Source organism: Bacillus bruguierae (assembly GCF_037104725.1).
In the GTDB taxonomy this organism is placed as follows: domain Bacteria; phylum Bacillota; class Bacilli; order Bacillales; family Bacillaceae_G; genus Bacillus_A; species Bacillus_A bruguierae.
The window spans coordinates 26,249-50,698 of sequence record NZ_JBAWSX010000010.1 but is presented as its reverse complement, the minus strand read 5'-3'; the positions used below and the strand labels follow the sequence as shown (position 1 = coordinate 50,698).

The window sequence follows — 24,450 nt, the reverse complement described above, 5'->3', positions numbered from 1 at the left end:
ACGCTACATACTATTCAAATCTTTTATTTTGAAAACGGCATATTACTTAATTCTCTTGTTTTTGGGTGTGAGTGCGATGGCTGGGGTGAAGTGAGGAGCTAGCCCCTTCTAGTGTCATGATCACTCATTTCTTGTTTCTTTTTAAGTTAGAAGTAATCTCGCATTTGAAACATAGTAGAAGAACAAAGAAGGATGCTAATTAAATGAAGTTATAGAATGCTCTTGCTTCTCGTACCATTCAAAAGCAAGTAAACCCATAGTTTCCCACAATTCCTTTTCTCATGAGTATATTTAAGTTGTTTTAAGAGTAGATGTATTTAGGACAAATTCCCAAATTATACGCTTAAACTCGTCTTTGTTTTCTAAATAAGGATGATGTTTATCTTCTAATATAGTAACAGACATGTTAGGGAACGTGAACTACCCACCACTTAACGACCTTACGGTCTGTTTGAAGTAGGGGCTTCAAAAGTCAAAAGACTTTCTCTTTTATTGCTAATTCATCCACAAGCCTAGCGGCTCATGTCCAAAGCCTTGAATTCGCGGCGTCCCTACCGCTAATAAAATCGATACAAACTACGCAATTATACTTTGTTCGTGCAGAATACGAATGCCATAATATTTTAGATTACGACCCGCATTGTAATCTCTATCGATTTTCGTGCCACAATTATCGCACATATAGATTCTTTCAGATATTTTTAACTTATCTTTTTTGTGATTACACTCACTGCATAATTTACTCGATGCAAAATACTTATCCGCAACGATGTAATATTTTCCTTTTTTCTTAGATTTGTACTGTAACATCGTTCGAAACATACCAAATCCATTATCATGCAGCTTTTTTCCTAAACTCAAACATTGTGCAAGGTTACTTAAGTTCACATCTTCTACAACAATGGCATGATAATCATTGGTTATCTGATTACTTTTCTTGTGTAGAAAATCTTTTCTTTGGTTTTTTGCTTTTGTTGTTACTTTTTGATATTGAATCATTACTTTTATCTAAGTAATCATATTTGGCCGTGATCGTTGTATAATTTGGAACTTTATAACGAATACATCCACTTTCAAAACCGATAGATTCTAAATATTCATACAAACCAGAGACATATTCGTTATACACTTTTCGTTCACATCCAAACGATCTTTCTAATTTCGTTACTTGTTCAGGTGTGGGAAAAATGGCGTATCGAAATGCATAGGTAGACCATCCATCCGGTAACAACTTTTTTGTTCCTTTTATATGCACGCCTTCTTTTGTGGTTGCCATATACATTCTCCTTTCTTTCGTATTTTCATATTTATTATATCGCATAGCCTCAAAAGCACATACAAAGAACATATGTAGGCGATCGCCTACCGAAAATTCATCCCCCACCTACTCGCTGGGCTACGCCCTTCTCGCTCTTTGAGGAAGGGGACTTCTTTTCGGGAAATATGTTAAATTTTTCATTTACAGATTCCTCCTTAAGATAAACTTTTCACCATTAATAGTTCGGGAGTATCTATTGAAAAACCTACCATAAATTGAATTTAATATTTATGAGGACGTGCTAAACTATGCTACAGAATAAACAATAAAACTTCCTAAAAATAAATAAAGTGTTACTTTAAAAAACGGATTTAGCGTTTCCCTTTTCAAATAAACATTTCTTCATCATTAAAATTCCAATAATATCCAATCCGTCCTTATATGTAACATTAATCTTAAGATTAATATCCATTTTTTTCAGAAATCCATTAGACAACTCATACTCCCTTGATAAGACGTCCGAAACAATACGATACCAATTGTATTCTTGCCGACTATAAAAATCGTTACAGAGCAATCTGAAAGGTCAATTTTCTGTTCTTCTGTAATATTTTTTAATTTTTATGTAAATAAATGTAAAAAAGGTGTCCTTAATTATGAGTAAGGACACCTTTCTATTCTTTCTATGTAAAAACTTTAATGAGCTCTATATTGCCCCATTAACTTCTCTTCACCCATTCGAACAAGGCGTTTTGTAATTTCTCCACCAACAGAACCATTTGCACGTGCAGATGTCTCTGGACCAAGTGTGACTCCAAGTTCACGAGCGATCTCATATTTCATTTGTTCAATTGCACTTGCTGCACCTGTGATAAGAATCTCATTTGTATTATGATAATGTCCTTGAATATTCATAACTACACCTCCAGTATATTTGTATATAATGTGCTCTTAATTATGATAAATATACATATTATCATAATACTTTTTCTCAAAACAAAAGCTCCACTAAAACAGAAGAATGAGAATGATTAAAAATATAGACATCCCAAACTATTGTTTGTTATAATTCAAACGAAATGGATAAATGTCTATTTTTATGTTTAACAATCCCAAAATCAACTAAGTACAATTTTGAAATAATGATAGAAGTCTTACCAATAATATTTCTAAACACAAAGAGACATTTCATCATTAATATGATTCTAGATTTCCCATGTTATTAGGGTAATTAAAATGTAATTTTATTATCTTAATTTATAAACGTATCAAACCAAATTTACTGGAGGGGATAAAAATGAAAAAAGCACTTTACATCAATATAGGTGGAGAAGGACACGTAAACCCAACGTTAGGATTAGTGCGTGATTTAGTAAAACGCGGAGACCATATTGTCTATTATTCATCAAATCATTTTGAAGAAAAAATCAAGAAAACAGGTGCACAGTTCCGAGCCATTGATCAAGAAGCACAAAGAAAACTCACGGAAAATATGAGTCTGATGGCTTCCCAGCCCAAAGAATATTTATTACATTTTCTAAATGCAATGGAAATGATCACCGATTCCATTCTTAAAGAAATTTCCAAAGAAACATATGATTACATCATCTACGATGCACAGTCTTTACCTGGAAAATGGGTTGCTCACCATAGAGGTTTAGTATCTATTGCAACTTGGACCACGTTTGCTTTTTCACAAGAACTAAAAGAAAATATGAACCTGACAGGACCAAAAAACATAGAACAAAAGCGAGAGCGTCTAGCCATGCTACAAGCATTTTTGCAATTAGAAGAAATAGCAAAACGGAAACAATATTTAGAAGAAAAATATGAAGTACCGTTATCTGATAATTTTTTACTTTGCCCGGGTTCAGGCGATTTGAATATTGTTTTTACTTCTTGCTATTTTCAAAGAAACAGCAAGGATTTTAAGGATGGATATATTTTTGTCGGTCCTTCCATTGCTGAAAGTGAAACTCTAAATGATTTTCCAGTTGATGAATTAAAAGGACAACGTGTGATTTATCTTTCTATGGGAACCATAATGAATAATCAGCCTGAATTCTATCAAAAGTGTTTCGCCGCTTTAAAAGATTTCAATGCTAAAGTAATACTTAGTATAGGCAAACAATTAACGGCGGAGCAGCTAGGAGATATACCTGATAATTTTATTGTTCGTAACTATCTTCCTCAATTAGATATACTGCGTCAAACAGATGTATTTATTAGCCATTGTGGAATGAACAGCACAAGTGAATCACTTTATTTTGAAGTACCTCTAGTTATGCTTCCAATTATAAATGATCAGCACACGATCGCTGAACGAGTATACGAACTTGGTGCAGGATTTATGTTAAATATTCAGCAATTATCAGCCGATGATTTAAAACATGCCGTTAATGAAGTGTTACAACATTCGATTTATAAAGAGAATGCAAAAGAAATTAGTCAATCATTCCGTGAGGCAGGTGGTTATATCAAAGCCGCTGATGAGATTATTACATTTACTCGTTAATACTGTTTTGTATCCTGTCCCTCTCATCAACTTAAGAATTTTATAACATCCAAAACAAGAATTTTCTACATACTCATGTAAAAAATCACCTAACGTACATGGCTCTCTATCAAGAAACTGTTAGTGCGTAAAAAAATCCTGTTTTGAATCTAATCAAAACAGGATTTCAACTATTTTATTGATATTTTTTTGCAACAAGGAACTCAATAAAAGGTAGTGTAATCATCGATAACCCCAATAACATTAATAAAAAAATGTTAGTCGTTCCATTTACTATTTTGTCACCGATAATTGCTCCAAATATAAAAAGAAGGATAAGAAAATAACTAATTTTAGAGCTTTTCTCAGTGATTTTTTGGCCCAGTTCTTCTTCCTGCAAAATACCATCCTTTTCTTCCTTTGTTCCCCAAGTAATGCTAGTCAAAAACATTGAAAGTAACGACCCTATAGCAACAATTTCGTTAAATCCAACTTCTTTACCTACTATCATTTTATAAATAGTAAAGACAATTACAATTACAGTAGCAATCCCACATATTATGGTACCAATTTTCCTTGTACTCATTTTTCCTCCTGCCCCTCATACAAAAATAATTGATCAACTGTAACACCTAAATTGTTTGCTATATCAAAAGCTAAATATAAACTAGGATCATGATGCTCTTTTGTTGGGTCGTCCCCAGCCATACAAAAAAACCATAACTGGAAATGCGGGTATATAAACGTAATCGTCAAATATATATTTATCGAGTTATGAGAGAGCCTATTTTATTTTAGATATAAAATAAAATAGGCTCTTTACTTATGATGATAATGCCTAGATTTACAATATCGTTTAATGAATACTTTATAAGTTTATAAAGGCGTAGCGAAAATTGCACTGGGCATTCGCGATTGATCAATAAGAAAAGACCTGACCTTATATATCAGGTCTTTTTCATGTCTTATTCTATACCAACTGCATTATAAGCCTTCGTTACAGCCTGTACTTCTTTAGAGTTTTTACCATATAAATCTTCTGCAGCTTGAAGTGCAGCTTGGCGCATCATGTTAAAGTTAGAGTTTGCAGTTAAATATTTTGTAAGGGCACGATAGTAAATTTTTTCTGTAGCTTCGCGGCCAACACCATTTACTTCCACACCATAATGCGTGCCACCTTCAGACACTAAATATGCTGCTTTATTATTGATACTACTGTTAATATGAACACCGCCATTATCATATGGACCAGTGTAAAATTTTCTGTAATGATCTGGATAACCTTCAGTTGGTTCTAATGGGTTTGGAATAGAAGCAGGATTACTTAAGGAACGCATCGCATCTCCTGATATATCCGGTGTATAAATATCTTCTCCCACTTCCCAATCATCACGGTCTACCATCGCACCGAAAATATCCGAAAACGATTCGTTTAATGCACCAGACTCATCTTGATACTCTAAATTTGCTGTATACTCTGTTACAGCATGTGTTAACTCATGGGCAACAACATCTAAGCTTGCAGAAAATGAAGTGAATTTTTTTCCATCTCCATCACCATACTCCATAGACACACCGTTCCACACAGCGTTATTCCAGTTTTCCCCTACGTGAACAAAAGAAATTAACTTCGCTCCTTCGTTATCAAAGGAATTACGATAAAATGTTTTCTTATAATAGTCGTATACTTTTTCTGCATTTACATGCGTTGTTTCTGCTTCTGCGTCTTTTTCTTCTCTAACGATTTCAAAATGTCTCTCTATATTTCCTGCTAATTTAAACATGTCTTTCTTACTCTTTAAATACTCGAACACAGTTTCTTTTTTATCTAGTCCTTTCGGTGCTTTCCACTCTTCCCCAATATAAGATGGTGTCTGAAATTCTTGGTTGTATTGAATTTTTTGCTCTGCTGCATATGTATGTGACGTGCCTAATGTCGCAAATGCCCCTAAAGCTATAGATAAAGCTAATGTTGAAGATAAAACCTTCTTTTTCAAAAATACCACTCCCCATCCCTATTTTTTTGAGACTTTTATATAATTCTAGTGATAATAGTACACAACCTCCTATCTGAAATTGCAGAAAATTTAGATAGGAAATTCGGGGTATTTAATTATAAAGTTCATGCAAAAAAGAGCAGCGCTATCTGTAGACGCTACTCTTGTTATATTTTTCATTGACATGCATTAAGATCCCCTAACTTAAGATTCTCAGGGAACAAAGAAGAGTAGGCAGGAATAACTGCTGGCATGTACCCGATTGGACGGGCTTTCCGTCAGTTGGAGATGCCCAGTTGGCCAGTAAAACATTCCCCTTTCCAACCTGCGAGAGTACAACCAGAAACCATTATGTTCCCAAACAAGAATTTAATATATAATGCAAAACCACTGTTTTTATCAAACTTTATTCAAAAGTTACAGTGATCGAATAAAAAAATCGACCACCCGTTACAGGCAGTCTTAATTTTACGCCACTATACCGTTAGTCTTCTAACTCCGCTACCATATCATCCAACACGTTCGCCTTCAGGTGCTAAAACGTCAACTCCTCTATCAACCTCTCTATATACTGTTTTTTCGTATTTCGTAACTAATATTTTTTTCGATAATAAGTTGTTACAGTTTCTGTATGTTGTTTTTCCAAAACATATAGCTATAATCAATCTCTTCTTTTAATTCAAAATAATTTTCCCAAGTATCTTGTACATGATAAAGTGTTTCGCCAGCATCTACAAAAACATCCATATAATTATCCATATACTTCCAACGTTTATCGTTATTAAAGTAATACATTGCAAATTGATTGCCCTCATCATTTAACATGTCGTCTGCAAACACACCACCCCACTTCATATAGATTTGCGTACCAGTGATTTGTCTAAGCTTAAACCTATTAATATCATCTTGAGACTTTTCTTCAAATTCTTTACTAAATAAATTATTTTCAACTATCCACCCAAGAAACATACCAGTATGTACATATGCTTGTTCAATTGGCAAATCCTCTGGAAGATCATCATAATAGTACTTTGCCTTATCATAAATCACCGTGTCCAACTCCTTTTCATATCTCATTCATTTTGCATCTAATGTAGTCTCTACTAGATAACTGTTTTTCCTTCCATAATATTATCTCTATTTACTAAAATTAAGTAGAGAGGGCCCATCATCCAACCAAATAAGCCATACAGCGCAAATAGTGTTCCTCCAACCATAGAACTACCAATTATGGGAATGACATAATAATCCTGTTTCTAATCCCCAATGGCCTTTTAATGAATATAAGGCTGCATTTTTCAAATCACTAATCACTTTAGTTCCATCCTTCAAGTTCTTTATCTCCTCTTACATGAATTGCCATATAACATAGATAATGATAACATTTTTTAGAAAAAAATAACATTATATACATTTATTAATATTCAAATAAATAAAAATTCACCTCAAAAAATTGAGACTAATTTCGAAAAGATAAAACGCCGGATTAAAAGTGGTTTCTATCGGGATTAATACAACACATTCATTATTTTTGTTATATTAAGCGAGGTCATTTGTAGTACAAAAAAGGATAGTTAAAGCAAATTTTATTATGCTCACCTATCCTTCATTTTTTATACAATGTAATGTCTAACATTATATTGTAATGTGTTATTATCAAACATTCCAAGTAATACCTTGACTTTTAATAAAATTATTGAACAAGTGCTTCTACATTCATATGCTCACTGCCCGCTACGACACCAACAATTCCTGCCCAAAGAGTTTCAAATACAACTGTTACAGCCAATTGAATGTTAAGCATGGATTTTAAAAGTGGTTTCATAGACATCGCCTCCGTCGTATTTATTGTTTTGTAACTTACAGCTCTTAATACAATGGCAACCAGAAGGAGTAGTACAGCTAGCGTCAGCTCCATAGTGGAGAGTCAACATATGAATATAGTTAATTATATCACTAAATGGTAATTTAATCCATATTTTTTCGGTTTTATAAGTGGTTTCAATGTATAGGGGGATAGTCACATATCCATCAACTTAAAAATTTTATAACGCCCCCAAAACAAAAAAATTGTACATTTCACCTGGAGATGTTAATTTTCTCATTTTGGGATATTTGCTTTTCTTAGCTTCATAGTGATGTGGCGCTATCCCTTCTATAACTAAAAATCATTTTCGTTCTCATTCAACTTGTTTTGTTTTCTCTTACTGGAAATTTTCTATATTCTCACACAAAAAGTCATCTAACTTACAGGGCTCTCTACCAAGCAACTGTTTCACAGTATCCGTAGGTCTTTCTGGCAGTATCACAGACATAGCTTGAATTTCTAAAACGTGATCTGCAAGCCACGGAGGCATGTGTTCATGCTCGATTAGATTACGTCGTAATACTTGAGGGTCCATATTGATATAGCGAATTGGCCGACCTAATAGAACGGATAGTTTGCTTGCAATTTGTGGATAGCTATATACTTCAGAGCCGGTAAGTGTATATACTTTGCCAGCTACCTTACTGTTAGTCAAAACTTCTGCAGCAACATCTGCAATATCACGGCAATCAATGAAGTTACATGCAGTATTACCCATAGAACCGTAGAAAACATCTTGCGTTACAATTGTCGGTGCAAAGCGTAGTAAGTTTTGCATAAACGCATATGGGCGTAGCACAGTATGAGTAATACTAGATTCAGCTAGAGTTTTCTCAATTTCATGATGCCATCTTGCTACTGCTACTGGAGCGTTTTGATTAAAAGCTGGACTAGATACTTTTACGATGTGCTCAATTCCGACTTCTGCAGCAATACGAATAATTGAAGTCTCCAGTTCAACTTGTCTAGGACTGTTAGACATCACAAGAAAAAGCTGGTTCGCCCCTGTAAACGCACGGCGCAACGATTCAGGTTCAGCTGCATCAGCCAATGTTATTTCAATAAGTGACTGGTCTAAATCTCCAATCTGGATACGCAATTTTTCAGGATTTCTACTCAGTGCCCGAACAGGAATACTCTGGTTAACTAAACGTTTCAAAAGTACACCGCCAATCATACCCGTTGCCCCAATCATAACAATCATCTTCTATTCTCCTTTGAATGAAATATTTTTTTAAGGTTCATACGCCACCGCCATGTTATCATTGCACTCGCAATTACTGCAGATAGCGGAAAATCAATCCACACCCGATTGAGCCAGACAAAGTGGTTGAACGGCCCGAACACTCCCATTAAAAAAGTTGTCATCCACGCAGCAAAAATGCCAATCGCAGCCCCGATTAATGTGAAAACTACCATCACAACTAAGTGATTTACACCGATAAGCCATTGATTATGAATTCCTCGTCTCTCTAACCAAAGACCAAGTATCAAAGCTACTATGGCTGATGTTCCTCCAATTGTTGTCAATGCAGCAATTTGAAGGTCCTTGCTACCGGTAATCAGTCCCCCAATCCCTGCCATGATGACTGGGGCAACATAAGCCATTAATACTTCACGCCATAATACAAAAGTTTTTGCCTTGGTACCCGTATCCGTAATAGCATATACACCTTCCATTTTATCCGGATATTTTATATTTCTCATGTATTCACCTCCTTTCTTTTTAAATGCTTTCAGCAGTTCCTTTTATATAATTAGGAACCTAACTATATAAAAGGAAAAATAGGCTAGCTCTACTAGCCCTTTCTAATTATTGCTAATATGTTTCATCTAGTTCTTCTGTAAGTGCTGAGATGCCTTCTGTCACTCGGCTAAGCAAATCAAGAAATACACTGCGCTCCTCGATACTAAGTAGGCCGACCATGGCTTCTAGCCTTGCGAAATGCTCTGGAGCCATTTCACGAAGCTTCTTTGCTCCTCGCTCCGTTAAAATGACCGATTTCTGCCGACCATCTTTTGAACTAGGTCGCCGGGATACGAGACCATCTCTCTCAAGGGTATCGATTAGGCCTGTCACAGTAGCACGTGTGACACCTAGATGTTCCGCCAGTTGCGAAGGTAACGCTTCCCCTTCGTTATCTTCAAGGTCTGCCAGTAAACGATAGCGCCCTGTTGATAAACCGAATCTAGAGAAATGAATCTCCGTGGCATGTCCAAGCTTAGCTCCCGCTGCCATTAGCCTAGTCGCAACGAGAACAGCTTGTGCGTCAACGTCTAAATTGTAACGATCAATTTGACGCTTAGATTGTATAAGTGAAGGAACAGTATCATTGTAATTTGTTACTTTCATATCGGAACCAGAAGGCGGAACAGCATAAGCATCTTCCGCTTTTTCCGAATCTTTCATATTGCTCATATATGTACCTTCTTTCTTCTTTCAAGTCATTCACCAATTACTTTTAGCATTATATAATTAGGGAACTAACTATATAACAGTAAAAATAGGCTAGCTTTACTAGCCTATGTTAGTCATATTTATAATATGGCACCTAATTACTTTTTCTGTCAACACATTTTAATCTTTGAAGCGACAAGATTGGCGAACAAGCTTACTTGTATTACGTCCAAATAATAGAAATTTTTATTAATAGCTGATTTCGTTAAACTATTACATGTTCCAAATATTAAACTTAAAAAACTTTCTATAATCATTTTTCTTCTACTCTATCTAACCATTCATTTATTAACGAATGGAATAAAACATCTTGCTCAATCTGCAAGTTATGTCCCGCTTTATCTAAAACTGCAAAAGTGGCCCGGGGAAATTTATCAAGCAACTCCCAAGCATCTTTATAGCCTGTTACTGAATCCTGTTTACCCAATAAAAAGAGGCTTGGTTTTTCATACAGCGATAACTGACTATCCACATCAAACGAAAAAGCATATTGTTCCTTTAACTTTGTTAAAAACGCCTCATCTGCTATTTTAATTCCTGATATAATCTCTTCAAGATAACGTTGCCAATTATATTCATTAAGCTCTACAAAATTCGAACTAAAATTCTCACATTCCTCCGTACTTAACTGAGATAAAAACTTTTCATCTCGATAAATAACCGTATGCGGAGGAAGCTGTCTCTTGCTTATATCCGGAATAATCAAAGGACAAATAAATGCCGCGCCATCTATTTTTTCTTTTCTTTTGGATATAACTCCTCTAGTTATGTATCCGCCATATGATTCGCCTGCAATTAAGAAAGATTCGTCTGGAATAATCGTATCTATGAAATTTAAAACAAGATCTAACATTCCATCTGAATTTTGAATAGATTCGTGCCCCCTCGTTTGTCCCATGCCTGGTAAATCGATATAAATTCGTTTCCAACCTTCTCTTTGTGAAAAAATAGGCTCCATACAACCTGACATTAGTCTATGATCAGGAGAAAAACCATGAAGCATGATAATTGGTTTTCCAGAACCATAAATTTCATAATGAACTTTTACATCCCCTATTAAGCATTCCATTATCATCCACTCCGAATTTTCAGTATTTTTAATACTATAATAAAGTAAAAGCTATTTCTTTCCAAACGATTAATCTTATGACTCTTATTGTTAGTTAAAGAACACTTTTATCTCTTTTCATTTTGAATTAATCAATCATTACAACAAAATAAGTATGGAATGTCATCATGTCAAACCGTCTCTAGTTATTTCACTTCCTCAACTCACTATACTGTATATGAATTCTGTTTTCTGGATTTTTGTCCACCGCATACAACACAACAAGAAATAACCATTCCAAAGGCTTCATAATAAGATAAATGATGTCTGCGGACCACTTTGAATTGATGTGTCTGCTGATTGGATAGCCATACTTGTCATAAAAGTTACGAATAGCTTTATGTAAGTTTGGAACATATTGTTCAAGAATATTCTCAAATGCATTGGCAATTAGTAGCTGGCGGTTCACAGGGATTCTTGCTCCAGCTCTAATACCTGCCCTGACTGGCTTGACCAACTTTTTATGCCCTCTAGCAGAGACAGTACACAAATAATGTCCGTCACCCTTCACTATTTCTGGCTTTGGCGCCGGGATATTCGAATAGTTGAAAGAGCTTGTTTCAAGAAACACACGAATAAGGCTATCTGGTCGTTGTCCAAACAGTACCAAAATGAGCTGGATGATAATCAGGACTGGAAATAAGCTGATAGCCCATAGTTTTGACATCTTTTGATAGTTATTACATATCCTTAAGAGAAATAACATACATTTATTGTTGTACTCAATCTCTTTTTCATGCTGGCTATCAAGAAAATGCTTTAGAGATTCTTTCAAACTTGCGATATATAAAAAAAGCAATGATAGAAAGCTGGTTTGCAGAAAGAAAATCGAAAATTCTTCACCATCATGTGAGCAGACTGTATGAGTGAGATAAGCAACTGCAAATATGATATTCAATATCATTAATGTACTGCATACCACATAAACAAGCGGGGGAAGATCCCCATAAGTAAAGCTTACAATCCAAAAGCTAATCATACCTAGTGTTAATAAGACAATTACTGAAACTACATATTCATTTGCAAGAGAAGCATATCCATTATCCTTAGCACCAGTCATTTCAAAAATATGCAATGACTTACCAGCACCTGCTGCCATTCCATTTAGAAAAAAACCAAGCATAAATAAACAATAAATAATTATAGAGGTATAAACATCTATCGCTTTGATTATGACTGGTTTATCCTTTACATCTTGCGATTTCTCCTTTATAAATATAAAATTCTGAAACGTCCTAAAAAAGGCATACACAGGAATTGAAATAAATATAAGAAGCTTTATAAAAACAAGCAACTCTCTCCCTCCTCTAATTCAGCAACAACTTTGCTAGTATTTTAAAAGTTCCCCTCTTACAAAAGAAACTGTCACCCTATTTCTCGTTATTAATAATCCTAGGCATGAGAAAAAATATGAGTGTAAATGTTTGATGATAAATAAAAAGGACACAATTCCTTGTACTAGAATCACATCCGTTAATTAAAGAGGGACTACTCCAATAGTTCGTCACCAAATTATAACATTTATACCTAAACTGTCCTATACCTATATTTGAATAAAGTGAAACTTCCATCAGCGGGGGTTTTTCTTCATCCCCATTGATGGAAAGCCCACCCAATCGGGCTCTTACTGGAAGTTATCTCCCACCTATCTTCTTAAGAAAAGCGGAAGTGGCTCGTTCAGAATGTGAGGGGGATGGAGCTTCTAATGTAGAGGAGTTTTTACCTCGTAGGAAGAAGCGAAGCCACCGAACATTCTAGCCACTGGAGCTGGACAATGTTTTCCCAGAATCTTGAGTGGGAGTCTTACTGCCCTTAAAGTAGCGGGATAAAAAAACCTTACTGTCCGTTATTTCAAGTGAAATCAATTTAAGTAAAGTATATAAGCTAATTTTTTCTATACATCCCAATGTCTATATTTATTTATCTCACTCTTTTTTCTAAATGCATCTTCTAAGTCAATATCAAGTTTGTTAGCAAGATCAAAAAGATTCCATACCACATCGTAAATTTCAAAACTTAATTGTTCCTTTAATTCATTACTATTCTCAGAATCAGGTTTGGAAGAGATTTTTAAAACTTCTTGGGCGACCTCTCCTATTTCTGTAACCAAAAATAAGGTTCTTTCTTCAATCGTTGCGTTCTCAAAACCTTTACTTTTACTAAACTCTCTAACCTCTCTTTGTAATGTAGATATTCTCACTTTACCAATCCCCCTATTTTGAAACTCTCCAAAAATCTGTTCCGTATTCTCTATTCTGAAATTTAACTGGTAACGATGTTTTCAAAAAACTATCACCTACGCCAATCTTATATATCTTATTTTGCACCGGTGACCCAAAGGAAAATTCAAGCTGACAATCAGTAAGATTAAATAATACTGAATGAACAGTTCCAAAATTTTCTTGGTAATTATGAACGGACAACCCCTCTGGAAATTCAGTAGAAATGAGTTTCTGTAATTCGCCAACAGATCTTTTACCACTCGCACTAAACTTATGCTCTAAAATATTAAATCGTAGTTGTGAATGAACGAATCTTCCTAATTCAAGACTTTCAACTTCAGGAAATAGAGCATGATTCGTTGCGATTAAATAGTCGCGATCCGTTTTTCTTACAGCTTTAGCGCCATCATACGTTTCATATAAAGCTGCTTCACCATTTGCATCGGCTAAGAGTAAATTCATATTCGCTCCAATAGGCATGTCCTCTAAACACCGAATTCCTTCCTCAACATTTTTACAATTTTCAAGTAAGGCTCTCACTATTACCATAAATTGCAGTCCTTTGGTGACGGGCTTTTTCATTCCTATATGCTTTCCAACTGGAATACCACATGAGGCAAAAGCTACACAGAACCCCTTCTCATTTAAGCCTTCACTTCGACCAAAGTAAGAAACAGAGAATCCAGTATGACTGTATTTACCTTGAACTTTTGTCGTGCATAGTCTCATATCAGATATTGCTGGTGACAAATCGTAGTTTCTAAGGACATAAGTTTTATTGTCAATTGTTTTAGACGGTAAAATAGCACCTAAACTACATCCTCCTGATTGTAACCAAACTTCATCGTAAAAGTTCAGATAACTAGACTTTACACCAAGTGCATCTGCAAATCCTTCTAGTTCTTCATTTAAACCAGGACAGTACTGCTCAATTAACTTTTTCATATTTTTAAATTTACTTTCATCTATTGATTCAGATGATACAAGTACATTCATTGCATAAGGATTCTTTTTTATTTCTTCTCCTTGCCTTCTACCAATCTCATAACTATTTCCTTCAAGAAAAGAAAAGTAGGCTTGAAATATATTCATATTTATCTCTCCTTTAAAATCGCATCTATTAATCGTCTATCTGATATGTATTTTGCCCTATTTGGTTGCCCTTCCGCTCTCCTTACATCTAATGTATTTAAATTTGCTACAACAGAGAAAAGCGTACCAAAATTATGTTCTTTTAAATTTAAACAAACATGTCCTTTCGTTTCCGACATAATTGATTGTGCAATAGAAAGGTTTATTTGATTTACGTTTTCTTTAAGACGTAATTCTAAAGTTTCAAAACGTTCTTTTGATTTGCTCCAATTCCAACTTTCACATGCTGATGTATTTTCATGATGATTTGTGCAATGGATATAATTATTAGTAGGAAAGCGTACATTATAGTCGTTAGGAGTAATCTCTACAACAGCCATCTTTCCTGATGAATCCGCTAATAAGTAGTTATTAGCAACCGAACTTGGAAAACCTTTCAATACTTCTATACCTTCCTCTACAGTACAACAATTTTCTAAAATGTATTTAACGGCAAAATAAAAATTCAATCCTGGCTGAATTCTTTCATAAGGAACCGATGTAATTCCGACAAATAAACCATATTGATTTATCCCATCAACTTTTCCAATAAAACAATCCGAATGACCAAGATATTTATTTTTATCCTCAAAACAAACGAATGAGGACTCAGTAGTTTTCTTCAAATTAAAGAGCATATCATAATTACGCCCAATAATCATTTCGCTTCCATTAAAAGCTGAAAAAATACTACATTGACCGTTCAATTCAAATACTCCTATACTTAACAGAAAAGAACTGACTTCTTCAAAAGAAGAATGGCAGCCATCAGCAAATCCTTGTATTTCCTTCACAACATTCGGATCAAATTCACTAAGAATAGGCTTGCGGCCTCTCCAAATTTTAATTTTTCTTCAGTTACTTTTGGAAACCGAAATCCATTTTTATAAAGGATTTTTGCATAATGCTTTCCGGCTTCATAAGCATTTCCTTTTAATCTCGGATGATACATTATTATTCCCTCCATTGTGTATTTCTTTGTATATATAAATAATAAACCCTCCAGTTACTGGAGGGTTTACTCTGTTTTTGTAAAAAAATTGTTAGCTAACTCTAATTCTTGTTAACTGGTATACATATTTTGGTGATAAATTCTGATGGATGTCTGTTTAAATCTGGCCTTATATCCCTTATATTAAAATTGGACGGAACAAGTCCTTTTTCATAAATCTCTATCCCTTTTCCTATCTGAGTTAGATTCTGTTCTCTTATCCAACTTTCCAACACTTTATATCCTACATCCAATTCTGAATAAGGACCTTTAACAGTAGTGCACGCGTATATCCCACTAGCTAAAATTTTACAGCCGTCTATCTTATTCGTATCATTTACCGGAAGAAGTAGCTCTACATCCGCCTCTTTTTGATTCAAATCTCTTTCGTGAAAGATAGACATTAACTTTCCGTTAACTACAAGATTAAAAGCATAAACTCGATCAAATAAATTTTTAACCAATTGATCTATAAATTTTATCTTTATTCTCTTACGAATAGCATAGACTGTTATTTCCTTTCGATTTTCAATATAACAGCTAGATAAAACAGGTCCTGGAATTATAGAAGTTTCTTTTTCTATTTGCATTTTTAACATTTTCATTTCTTCTATTTGTTTAGAAATTTGCTCTTTTTGATATTCAAGATCACAAATTTTATGTTCTAATACGCTTGTCCATTGCAATCGACTAGCACTTTCAATTAATTCCTTAATAGTAGATAAGGAGCATTGAAAACTTTTTAAAAGCATAATTTTTTTCATAACTTGAATTTTTTCATAGTCGTAATACCGATAGTTTGTTACAGGATCTATGTAAGAAGGTGTTAGTAAACCAATATCATCATAATAGCGTAATGTTTTAACAGGAACATTACATATTTTAGAAAATTTACCGATAGAGTACATTATATTCTTCCTTTATTGACTAATAATAAAATATTTACTGCAATTTAAAACCTCAACACCTTATTACTCTTCCTCAAATAACTCCAACTCTTTCTCCACAAACTCCATCAACTCTTTAATTGTTTGCGCCGAAAAGTCAAAACGAATACCTGCCGCTTCATACACTTCTTTTACTGATTTTGTACTTCCTAAAGATAACGCTTGTTTATAATGAATTAAAGTTTGTTTTGGATTCTCTTTATATTGCTTGTACATCTGCAGGGCACCTATTTGGGCAATTGCGTACTCGATATAGTAAAAAGGAACTTCGAAAATGTGTAAAATAGACAACCACGTTGTCTCTAACCAATTTTCATACCCTTCCCAATTCACAAAGCTAGAGTCATATGTTCTCGCTAGTTCTTTGAATTTCGCTCTTCTTTCCACATGCGTATGGTTTGGATTCTCATACATCCAATGCTGGAATTGATCAACTACAGTAATGATGGGTAAATATTGTATCATCAATCGGAGTTGTTCACGCTTTGCTCTTTTGAAATCTTCCCCACTTGGGTAAAACGTATTCCAATACTCCATCGTTAGGAGTTCCATTGTTGTGCTCGCCAATTCTGCTGATTCCATTGGGACATTTCGATATGGCCCTAGTTCAATGAGTTCATTATGTATACAATGACCCATTTCATGTAACAGAACCACAGCATCGTCTTGTGTGTTACAACAATTCATGAAAATAAACGATTGTTTAGAGGCGGGTAAGGATTCACAAAAACCACCCGGAGCTTTCCCTTTACGGCTCTCTAAATCTAAAAGATTCTTTTCTTTCATCTCATGTAATAATGCCGAAAAACGAGAATCAACCTTTTCTAAAATATGAAAAGTACCTTTTACTAACTCGTCTACATTTTGTACTGGTTGTAAAGGCTTCTCGTTTATTGGAACAGCTCTAATATCCCAAGGTCTAAAAGTACGTAACCCCAAAGTTTTTTGCTGTTTTTCTTGAAGCTTCTTCTGTAACGGAACAACATATTGACGCATTGCTTCTGCTAACTCAAGACAATCCGCTGCTGTATAATCAAACCGTTCATATTTTCTAAACATATAGTCGCGATAATTTGGCAAACCTACATTTTGAGCTTTTTGATGTCGCAATGCAATTAATTTATCCATAATGATTTGAAGATCCTCTTCAACTGATAACATGCTTTCTTGAATAAGGGTCATTGTATTTTTTCTAACCGTACGTTCAGGATCTTGAAGATACACCTCCATGTCGCTTAACGGCTTTTCTTCACCTTCCCACATTACGGTTAAGTTACCCGTAATCTCGAAATATTTCGTTACTAACTCATCTTCTTCAATTTCTAAATCTATATTTTTTTCATTGAACAAACGAATTGAATTTTCTACTTTTTTATTCAATAAACCGAAATGTTTTGGATCTAGCTGCAAACGAAATGGAGATTCATAGTATTTACTGTCTAGCAAGCTTTTGTATCGTTTCACTAATGGCTGCACATGCTTTTGATCAAAATCGAAAGCCTCTTTCGCTTGCTGGTCATGGGTGTTGCACTGAAATTGAATATAATGTTGTTTAAGCTGCTCTTCTACTTCGTCTAAAAGTCGAGACTGCCTTTTCAACCAACCTTCAAGTTCCTCACTACATTGAATCTCTGTTTGTAATAAATCTTTAAATTGTTGTTGTAACGCTTCCAAATTACTAATAACTAAATATTCAGTATCATCCAAGTCTAAGGCACCCTTTCATACAATATTCTTTGCAACAAGTTTCAAATGCTCAGCAGGAATAATTTGCTTCACTGTTTCCTGCAAATCTTCTGCCATCACTTCTTCAATATGCTCCAAAGCGACTTCTAATATGCTACACTCCATCGTTTCAACATTGAGTAGAGAATAATGATCATTTTTCTTAATCACCAAATATCTATGATCTTCTGTCACTAGTAAAGCACCTAGCTGAATTCCTGATAATCTGTTATCTTCAAATTTCATGTATATTCCTCCCATCTATAAGTATTTTACAATAAAAGGATATTGGAGGGTACAAAAATAAATAGATGTTTTACTACCGGCCAATTAGCCAAAAAAAAAACACCTCTCATTTCGAGAGGTGCCTACCATTAAGATATTAATTCTTCTCCAATAATTTTTACTTCTGTTTCTAATTCTACGCTAAATTTAGATTTTACCGTTTCCTGTACATAACGGATAAGTTTTACATAATCACTCGCTGTCGCTTCACCTACATTTACGATAAATCCAGCGTGCTTAGTAGATACTTGGGCATCTCCTATTTGTTTTCCTTGCAACCCGCTATCTTGAATTAACTTACCAGCAAACATACCTGGAGGACGTTTAAAAACACTGCCACAAGAAGGATATTCTAATGGTTGTTTTGATTCACGCAAAAATGTCAATTCATCCATTTTTTCTTTGATTTTATTGTAATCGCCTTCTTTTAAATCAAATGTCGCTTCTAGCACAAGATGCCCTTCTCTAGAAATGGAACTGTTTCTGTATTCTAATTCTAAATCATTTTTATTTAAATTAAGAATTTCGCCATCTCTAGTTAGAACTAATACACTTGCAATAACATCTGATACTTCGCCGCCATATGCTCCTGCATTCATGTATACTGCTCCCCCAACTGTTCCTGGAATTCCACAAGCAAATTCTAATCCAGTTAGATGATTTTCCAATGCAAATCTCGAAGTATCAATAATGGTTGCCCCGCTTTGAACAATTATTTTATTACTTTCCAATGAGATATTAGTTAATTTAGTTAAATTTAGAACAATCCCTCTAATGCCGCCATCCTTAATAATGATGTTTGAACCATTTCCTAAAATAGTGAATTCTATATTATTTCGATTTGCGTATTTTATTACGTTTTGTACCTCTTGATACGTAGTAGGTAAAACAAAATAATCCGCATTTCCACCCGTTTTAGTAAAAGTGTATCGTTTTAACGGCTCATCTTTTTTAACTTTATTATCATCTAATATATTCAATAAATCGCTGTATACTTTATCCATTTCCCTAACCTCTTTACTAAGAATCTTTCCTATCCATTATAATGTATTTAGTTTCAAAAAAACATAATACGTTATTTTGTTTAAAAATTCAATTAATAAATCAAACTAGACGCCATTCTTCACTATCGAAATATGTAAAAAAAAGACATACTCAACCCTTGTCGAGATATCTTTCGGAATAGACTAAATTTCTTCTAGTTAGTATCTTTCTCTATTTACTATTTTGTATTTACTGAAGGTTTATAGGATAACTACTATTTCTTTATCCCTTCAAGTACATCTCTCATCATCTCAACTGGATATTTCGATAACTTTAGCATTATTTGATGGTTCAGCCATTGATTCATTGCGGCTAAATCTATAAACTCTTGCTTCTTTTCAACTAACTCATGATAAAAATAATGATCTACAGCGAAAATAGACTCATTTATTTGTGAAATAATACTTCGATTATTTGTTGCTGCAAATTGTACAATTGAATCTTGATTTAAGTACTGTTCAATTATCTCAGGATCAATTCCATCTAATAATAAGTTTGTGGTTAAATTCTTCTTAAATACAAGGTGTAAGTTTTGCAAGTCTTTCTTTAATACGCCATAAATAACAAAGTGATATCTTGTAGCGTTATTCATAAACATTACACATTTTTTTCGGCCAATCTTAAAAAGGTTTGCATGCCAACAATATAGTGGATTGAAATCAGCAGCATCTACTTTTTGAACTTTTATTTTCATTTCACCGGCTAATTTTTTAGTACATTGGATAAGTTGCATATATTCCTCATGCTTTCTTTTTATTTAACAACTGAATTTCCGTCCATATTTTATGAAAAAAACAATTATTCCCCCATATTTCAATAGACATAGCCACTTTTGTTTATTCTATAATTATACACTTTTTGCAACTGTAGTTTTAGAATAAAATTTGAACAAAAATATCTCACAACCAGTAATTTACAAAAAAAATAAAAAGGATCCCTTTCGAAAAAAAATTGATTAAAATTCTCATTAGTTCGGGTTATATTTGTTTTCAAATTCCATTTTCGCAATTTTAGTATATTTGTTAACAAATTCTGTTTTTGCTTCTGTATATCCGTCTCTGTCACGTTCATATTTATCCATTAAGCGCATTTTCAAGTTACCATATTCCACGGCAACATCTTTATGTAGTTGTAAAAAATCTCTAAAATACAATTCATTCCAATTGCCTATATACCTAACATGAAGATGAAATACTTTTTCAGCAAATCCCTTTTCTGTATAACCTTTCATAAACATTATATGAGGTGCTGGCTTTTGGGGTTGCTTTTCGAAGATATATCCGTTTTTCTCTAACACACTTACTAAAAATTTCAAATCGCAGTCTTCAGCTATTTCCAGCAATATATCTATCATTGGCTTTGCCAATAATCCCTTAACAGAAGTACTTCCTATATGATTTATTCGTTTAATATATTGATTACCGATTATGTTGCTAAGCAATTTTTCTTCTTGTAAATACCAATCTTTCCATATCGAATTATGTTCTTTCAGAATAATCGGGAACAGTTCCCACAATTCTTCAAGTGACATTTCTGATAAACTTTTCCCCACAATACAGTCCTCCATTGTACTTAATAAACCGTTTTATCAAACTTCATTTCAAATCCACATCTGTATTCTCAAATATTGAATGAATTTTCTCCAGCTTTATAACCCGTATCTTTGCAGGATAAGATTCAAGCATTTCACTATACTTTATTCTAACTTTGTCACCTGTTTGTAATTCTTTTCCTAAACTTAGATTAGTAAAGTGTAAAATAGCGTCAGCAGGAATTTTCCTTTTTAATCTTTCCTCTAAGTGTTTTCTGTCATATTCGTCTTTTATAAGCTTCTCTTCAATGAAAAACACAGTATCTCCCTTAAGTAAAATATAGCCATATATTCTATTAGAAACCGCATTATTATTTGTTTTCGTTGTAGATTTTTTAAATTCATAACTTGTATCTGTTTTCCGAATTAAAACAATCATGAAGATAATTACAAAAAATATAATCGTGCCAACTATTTGTATATTTTTTTTCATTTGCATCTCCATTACCCCAAATACTTTTTCTAAAATATTTATAACCAAATAGTTAAAATACCATAAATGAAATTTCTACACGTTAATTTCTTTTAATGAATGCAGTAAAAATGCCAACATATATTCGCATGCTTTCTCACAAGCTAACATTTTAAACACCTTTTGTTCTTCTACTGTTTTATCATTCGCTTGATCTGAAGCAGCTTTTAAACAAAGAAATGGTTTTTCATTCACATAACAAACGTAAGAAAATGCAGCAATTTCTTGATCTACCGCAAGTGCTCCGTATACTGTCTGAAGTAATTCTCTCGTTTCTGAACTACGAATACGCTGGTCACCCGAAACAAATGTACCATAATGAGAGTTGTAAACAAATTGCAACTTTTTCATTTCTTTAATCAGCTGTTTGGAAGGTTGAATACTTGCTGCTCTGCCCGTATATAAATCAAACGGATCTGTTCCCGTTCCCGCTCCTGTTACATCATGTTGCAGAACTTTAGTGGCGACCACAATATCACCGTTTTTCACCTTGTTTGATAAACTTCCACAAATACCTGTCATAAAGAGCTGCTCTGGTTGAAATTCACTAATAAGAAGCTGAACACAACTTGCACATTGTACTTTTCCAACTCCAGTTATGACAGAAATCAATTCGATGCCGTTCAGATTATGAAAATGAAATTCCCAAGCTGCTCGTTTTTCTTTCCGATAGCTTGGATAATATTTATGTAAATACGTAAGCTCTGGTTCCCATGCCGCCACGATAGCAATTCGATTCATAGATAAAAGTCCTTTCCTACTATTTCTTTTTTTAACGTATTTTCAAAAGAAGTCCCCACCTTCAAGCGAGTGACGGGCAAGAGCCCAGCGGTAAGATAGGGATGAATTTCGGTTAGGCATAGCCTAAAATAACTCTTGGCAAATACACACATGTTTTGCCCATCCATATCAGGATGTAGTTTCCCTTCGCCAATGTTTGTAGGTGTTAGCAACTTCTTATATAAGAAAGCATGTGGTTGACCGTTCCTTCCCAATCAGAACTGTTATAGAGCCACCATAGAGCCAAGAACTAGGGAATCATTCTTGGTATGCAACAACCTACGAACGGAGTCCACGAAAGACTGAGGCTAAACAATCCAGGCTTTTTTCAAGCCCCCACTTCAAAACGTGTTAGCGTTTAAGTGGTGAGTAGTTGACATGTAGTGCATATCCGAAATATAGTTAACGATAATATAATTATGTAGTGCTTTTTTGATATCATCATGCATTTTTTGATGTGTATATTCCATACCTTTCATAAAGATTTAGAATATACACAATCATTTACTTCGCTCTTACTAACCAATAACCTTCTTTTTCCTTTTCAACATAAAACATTCATAAAAAACGCTGTCCATGTTTTTTATATGGCGTGTTTGGGTCTGTATAGTAACGACATATATGTTGAAAAATCAAAATGGATTTATATAAATGGTAAAAATAACCCAAACATGTACTCACAAAATGCAAGGCTTAATTTATTGAAAAGATTGAATGTTAGCACCCGCTAATTCTTCTTTTGACTAGCTAGGGCCAATTCAGATAAATAAAATGTTTTTAAAACAGAGTAGCAATACATGTTTATCAATCTAAGATTTTCGATTATTTCCTAAGTGAAAATTTTATTATTCTATTAGTACATGGAAGTTTAGAAATTTCTTTGCGAAATTTTAGAGAATTACAACAGAAATTGTTTTATATTAAAATTAGTGTTTACAGACTAAATATTGGGGTGTGGAATTAAATTGGAAAAAGAATTCATGGTAATTAATAGCTTCTCTGGTGAAGATTTAATGGGAAATCCCGCTGCTATTTTTTTGGAACCCAGCAGTTTAGACAATCATACTTTACAAAGCATCGCTAAGCAGATAAACCTTGTGGAGACTGTATTTGTCTATTCTTCTTATAATGCGGATTTTCGATTTCGCTATTTTACTCCTCATAAAGAAGTATCGCTTGCTGGACATCCAACAATAGCAGCATGTATTGCCTTAGTGAATGCCAAGAAAATTGATCCTAATAAAAAGAATACATATCAAATTGAAACTCAAAATGGACTACGTGAAATTGTTATTGAAACCGTTAGAAATCAAGTACTTGTAAAAATGAAGCAAAGTTCTCCTAAATTCATTTCACCATTAATAAGCAAAAAGGTAATTACTAACACTTTGGGAATTCATGAAGCAGATATTGCCTCCAATCTTCCAATTCAAACGATTGATTTGGGTGTAAAATATTTAGTAGTAGCAGTAAATTCTTTAAGCGCATTAATGTCAGTTAAACGTGATATTCAATTGTTACATGAGTTGTGTGAGAATTTAGGTGTTCGTGAAGTGCAAGTATTTACATTTGAAACTTATGGAGAGGATTTTGATTTTCACACTAGAAATTTGTGCCCTAGAGAAGGTATAGAAGATCCCGCTTGCGGAATGGGAAACGCTGCTGTTGGAGCATATCTTGCACAAAATTATTATAATGACCAAAAATTTATTCACCTTCGAGCTGAGCAAGGTACGATTGTAAAAATGCCTTGTTTAATAGAATTGTATATATCAAAAAAAGAAAAGGATATAGAACTTTATATAGGTGGTACTGGTAAAAAAGTAGTTGAAGGCAAGTTCTTTATTTAGTTTATAATACTGTAAACGAATTGCTGTTCCGCCATATCGTCAATATTTGGGACACCAAAAAGTTAATCTTTAGCCAGATCTTCTATTACTTGAGAGGTTTTATAACCAGCGCTACTACGGACTTGCTTACGGTTATAAAACCCCTTGAATAGCGCTAAGTTTACTTGCTAAAACGTGATATATTGTATACGGTATATTTTTTCCTTCTTTAAAATGGCATGAACGACTCA

At 34.0% G+C, this 24,450-nt stretch carries 28 protein-coding genes; 2 read left to right on the top strand and 26 right to left on the bottom strand.

The features are described from left to right. Nucleotides 1–576 precede the first annotated feature (576 nt). The 3 genes from WAZ07_RS16475 to WAZ07_RS16465 all read right to left on the bottom strand — a co-directional run bounded on the left by WAZ07_RS16475 (nt 577) and on the right by WAZ07_RS16465 (nt 2,173). A complete protein-coding gene (locus WAZ07_RS16475) occupies nt 577–999 on the bottom strand; it encodes an RNA-guided endonuclease InsQ/TnpB family protein (RefSeq protein ID WP_336473325.1) in 423 nt (140 codons plus the stop codon). After that, nucleotides 929–1,276 carry a helix-turn-helix domain-containing protein gene (locus WAZ07_RS16470; RefSeq protein ID WP_336473324.1) on the bottom strand — a complete coding sequence of 116 codons (348 nt, stop codon included), beginning with the start codon at nt 1,274–1,276 and terminating at the stop codon, nt 929–931. The genes WAZ07_RS16475 and WAZ07_RS16470 overlap by 71 nt, the downstream gene beginning before the upstream one ends. Nucleotides 1,277–1,954: 678 nt before the next feature. Next, on the bottom strand, nt 1,955–2,173 hold the full coding sequence (locus WAZ07_RS16465) for an alpha/beta-type small acid-soluble spore protein (RefSeq protein WP_336473323.1): 219 nt from the start codon (nt 2,171–2,173) through the stop codon (nt 1,955–1,957). A 382-nt stretch (nt 2,174–2,555) separates the two neighbouring features. Here WAZ07_RS16465 and WAZ07_RS16460 point away from each other — a divergent pair, with 382 nt between their 5' ends. After that, on the top strand, nt 2,556–3,773 hold the full coding sequence (locus WAZ07_RS16460) for a macrolide family glycosyltransferase (RefSeq protein ID WP_336473322.1): 1,218 nt from the start codon (nt 2,556–2,558) through the stop codon (nt 3,771–3,773). A 175-nt stretch (nt 3,774–3,948) separates the two neighbouring features. Here WAZ07_RS16460 and WAZ07_RS16455 read toward each other — a convergent pair whose 3' ends face one another. The 23 genes from WAZ07_RS16455 to mtnN form a co-directional block, all read right to left on the bottom strand. Next, nucleotides 3,949–4,338, bottom strand: coding sequence for a hypothetical protein (locus tag WAZ07_RS16455; protein WP_336473321.1), 390 nt, complete (start codon nt 4,336–4,338; stop codon nt 3,949–3,951). Further along, complete coding sequence (locus WAZ07_RS16450; RefSeq protein WP_336473320.1) at nt 4,335–4,460, bottom strand: hypothetical protein; 126 nt, start codon at nt 4,458–4,460, stop codon at nt 4,335–4,337. The genes WAZ07_RS16455 and WAZ07_RS16450 overlap by 4 nt, the downstream gene beginning before the upstream one ends. 257 nt (nt 4,461–4,717) lie before the next feature. After that, entirely contained in the window at nt 4,718–5,749 is a 1,032-nt protein-coding gene (locus WAZ07_RS16445) for a M4 family metallopeptidase (RefSeq protein WP_336473319.1), read from the bottom strand. 213 nt (nt 5,750–5,962) lie between these two features. Then, nucleotides 5,963–6,118: an IS66 family insertion sequence element accessory protein TnpB gene (tnpB, locus tag WAZ07_RS26275; RefSeq protein WP_413788904.1), complete on the bottom strand. Its 156-nt coding sequence runs from the start codon at nt 6,116–6,118 to the stop codon at nt 5,963–5,965. Between the two features lie 249 nt (nt 6,119–6,367). Continuing rightward, complete coding sequence (locus WAZ07_RS16440; RefSeq protein ID WP_336473318.1) at nt 6,368–6,799, bottom strand: DUF7832 domain-containing protein; 432 nt, start codon at nt 6,797–6,799, stop codon at nt 6,368–6,370. A 643-nt stretch (nt 6,800–7,442) separates the two neighbouring features. Further along, entirely contained in the window at nt 7,443–7,574 is a 132-nt protein-coding gene (locus tag WAZ07_RS16435; RefSeq protein WP_336473317.1) for a hypothetical protein, read from the bottom strand. A gap of 379 nt (nt 7,575–7,953) precedes the next feature. Further along, nucleotides 7,954–8,820 (bottom strand): SDR family oxidoreductase, encoded by an 867-nt coding sequence (locus WAZ07_RS16430; RefSeq protein ID WP_336473316.1) that lies wholly within the window; start codon nt 8,818–8,820, stop codon nt 7,954–7,956. Then, complete coding sequence (locus WAZ07_RS16425; protein WP_336473315.1) at nt 8,817–9,323, bottom strand: hypothetical protein; 507 nt, start codon at nt 9,321–9,323, stop codon at nt 8,817–8,819. The genes WAZ07_RS16430 and WAZ07_RS16425 overlap by 4 nt, the downstream gene beginning before the upstream one ends. A 112-nt stretch (nt 9,324–9,435) precedes the next feature. Further along, the gene (locus WAZ07_RS16420; RefSeq protein WP_336473439.1) at nt 9,436–9,969 is read right to left on the bottom strand and encodes a MarR family winged helix-turn-helix transcriptional regulator; all 534 of its coding nucleotides are present in this window, start codon (nt 9,967–9,969) and stop codon (nt 9,436–9,438) included. 358 nt (nt 9,970–10,327) lie between these two features. Next, nucleotides 10,328–11,146 carry an alpha/beta fold hydrolase gene (locus tag WAZ07_RS16415; protein ID WP_396550988.1) on the bottom strand — a complete coding sequence of 273 codons (819 nt, stop codon included), beginning with the start codon at nt 11,144–11,146 and terminating at the stop codon, nt 10,328–10,330. Between the two features lie 187 nt (nt 11,147–11,333). Continuing rightward, nucleotides 11,334–12,476, bottom strand: coding sequence for a DUF6688 domain-containing protein (locus WAZ07_RS16410; RefSeq protein WP_336473313.1), 1,143 nt, complete (start codon nt 12,474–12,476; stop codon nt 11,334–11,336). Nucleotides 12,477–13,076: 600 nt separating this feature from the next. Next, the gene (locus tag WAZ07_RS16405) at nt 13,077–13,382 is read right to left on the bottom strand and encodes a MazG-like family protein (protein WP_336473312.1); all 306 of its coding nucleotides are present in this window, start codon (nt 13,380–13,382) and stop codon (nt 13,077–13,079) included. A 13-nt stretch (nt 13,383–13,395) separates the two neighbouring features. Beyond that, the gene (locus WAZ07_RS16400) at nt 13,396–14,496 is read right to left on the bottom strand and encodes a C45 family peptidase (RefSeq protein ID WP_336473311.1); all 1,101 of its coding nucleotides are present in this window, start codon (nt 14,494–14,496) and stop codon (nt 13,396–13,398) included. Between the two features lie 2 nt (nt 14,497–14,498). After that, nucleotides 14,499–15,329, bottom strand: a complete 831-nt coding sequence (locus tag WAZ07_RS16395; RefSeq protein WP_336473310.1) for a C45 family peptidase — start codon at nt 15,327–15,329, stop codon at nt 14,499–14,501. Then, nucleotides 15,326–15,487, bottom strand: a complete 162-nt coding sequence (locus WAZ07_RS16390; protein WP_336473309.1) for a hypothetical protein — start codon at nt 15,485–15,487, stop codon at nt 15,326–15,328. The genes WAZ07_RS16395 and WAZ07_RS16390 overlap by 4 nt, the downstream gene beginning before the upstream one ends. Nucleotides 15,488–15,588: 101 nt before the next feature. Continuing rightward, on the bottom strand, nt 15,589–16,434 hold the full coding sequence (locus WAZ07_RS16385) for a MerR family transcriptional regulator (protein WP_336473308.1): 846 nt from the start codon (nt 16,432–16,434) through the stop codon (nt 15,589–15,591). Nucleotides 16,435–16,497: 63 nt separating this feature from the next. Then, nucleotides 16,498–18,180 (bottom strand): M3 family oligoendopeptidase, encoded by a 1,683-nt coding sequence (locus tag WAZ07_RS16380; RefSeq protein WP_413788903.1) that lies wholly within the window; start codon nt 18,178–18,180, stop codon nt 16,498–16,500. A 15-nt stretch (nt 18,181–18,195) separates the two neighbouring features. Further along, the gene (locus WAZ07_RS16375) at nt 18,196–18,444 is read right to left on the bottom strand and encodes a hypothetical protein (protein ID WP_090914546.1); all 249 of its coding nucleotides are present in this window, start codon (nt 18,442–18,444) and stop codon (nt 18,196–18,198) included. Nucleotides 18,445–18,572: 128 nt separating this feature from the next. Continuing rightward, nucleotides 18,573–19,487 carry a UDP-N-acetylmuramate dehydrogenase gene (gene murB, locus WAZ07_RS16370; protein WP_336473307.1) on the bottom strand — a complete coding sequence of 305 codons (915 nt, stop codon included), beginning with the start codon at nt 19,485–19,487 and terminating at the stop codon, nt 18,573–18,575. Nucleotides 19,488–19,741: 254 nt separating this feature from the next. Beyond that, on the bottom strand, nt 19,742–20,260 hold the full coding sequence (locus tag WAZ07_RS16365; protein WP_336473306.1) for a DUF6933 domain-containing protein: 519 nt from the start codon (nt 20,258–20,260) through the stop codon (nt 19,742–19,744). A 234-nt stretch (nt 20,261–20,494) separates the two neighbouring features. Further along, nucleotides 20,495–21,079 (bottom strand): GrpB family protein, encoded by a 585-nt coding sequence (locus tag WAZ07_RS16360; protein WP_336473305.1) that lies wholly within the window; start codon nt 21,077–21,079, stop codon nt 20,495–20,497. A 43-nt stretch (nt 21,080–21,122) separates the two neighbouring features. Then, nucleotides 21,123–21,557 (bottom strand): DUF3221 domain-containing protein, encoded by a 435-nt coding sequence (locus WAZ07_RS16355; protein WP_336473304.1) that lies wholly within the window; start codon nt 21,555–21,557, stop codon nt 21,123–21,125. Nucleotides 21,558–21,626: 69 nt separating this feature from the next. Then, nucleotides 21,627–22,331 carry a 5'-methylthioadenosine/S-adenosylhomocysteine nucleosidase gene (mtnN, locus tag WAZ07_RS16350; RefSeq protein WP_336473303.1) on the bottom strand — a complete coding sequence of 235 codons (705 nt, stop codon included), beginning with the start codon at nt 22,329–22,331 and terminating at the stop codon, nt 21,627–21,629. Between the two features lie 1,004 nt (nt 22,332–23,335). On the opposite strand from mtnN, the gene WAZ07_RS16345 reads away from it, so the two are divergent. After that, nucleotides 23,336–24,220, top strand: coding sequence for a PhzF family phenazine biosynthesis protein (locus WAZ07_RS16345; protein ID WP_336473302.1), 885 nt, complete (start codon nt 23,336–23,338; stop codon nt 24,218–24,220). The last annotated feature ends 230 nt before the right edge of the window (nt 24,221–24,450 follow it).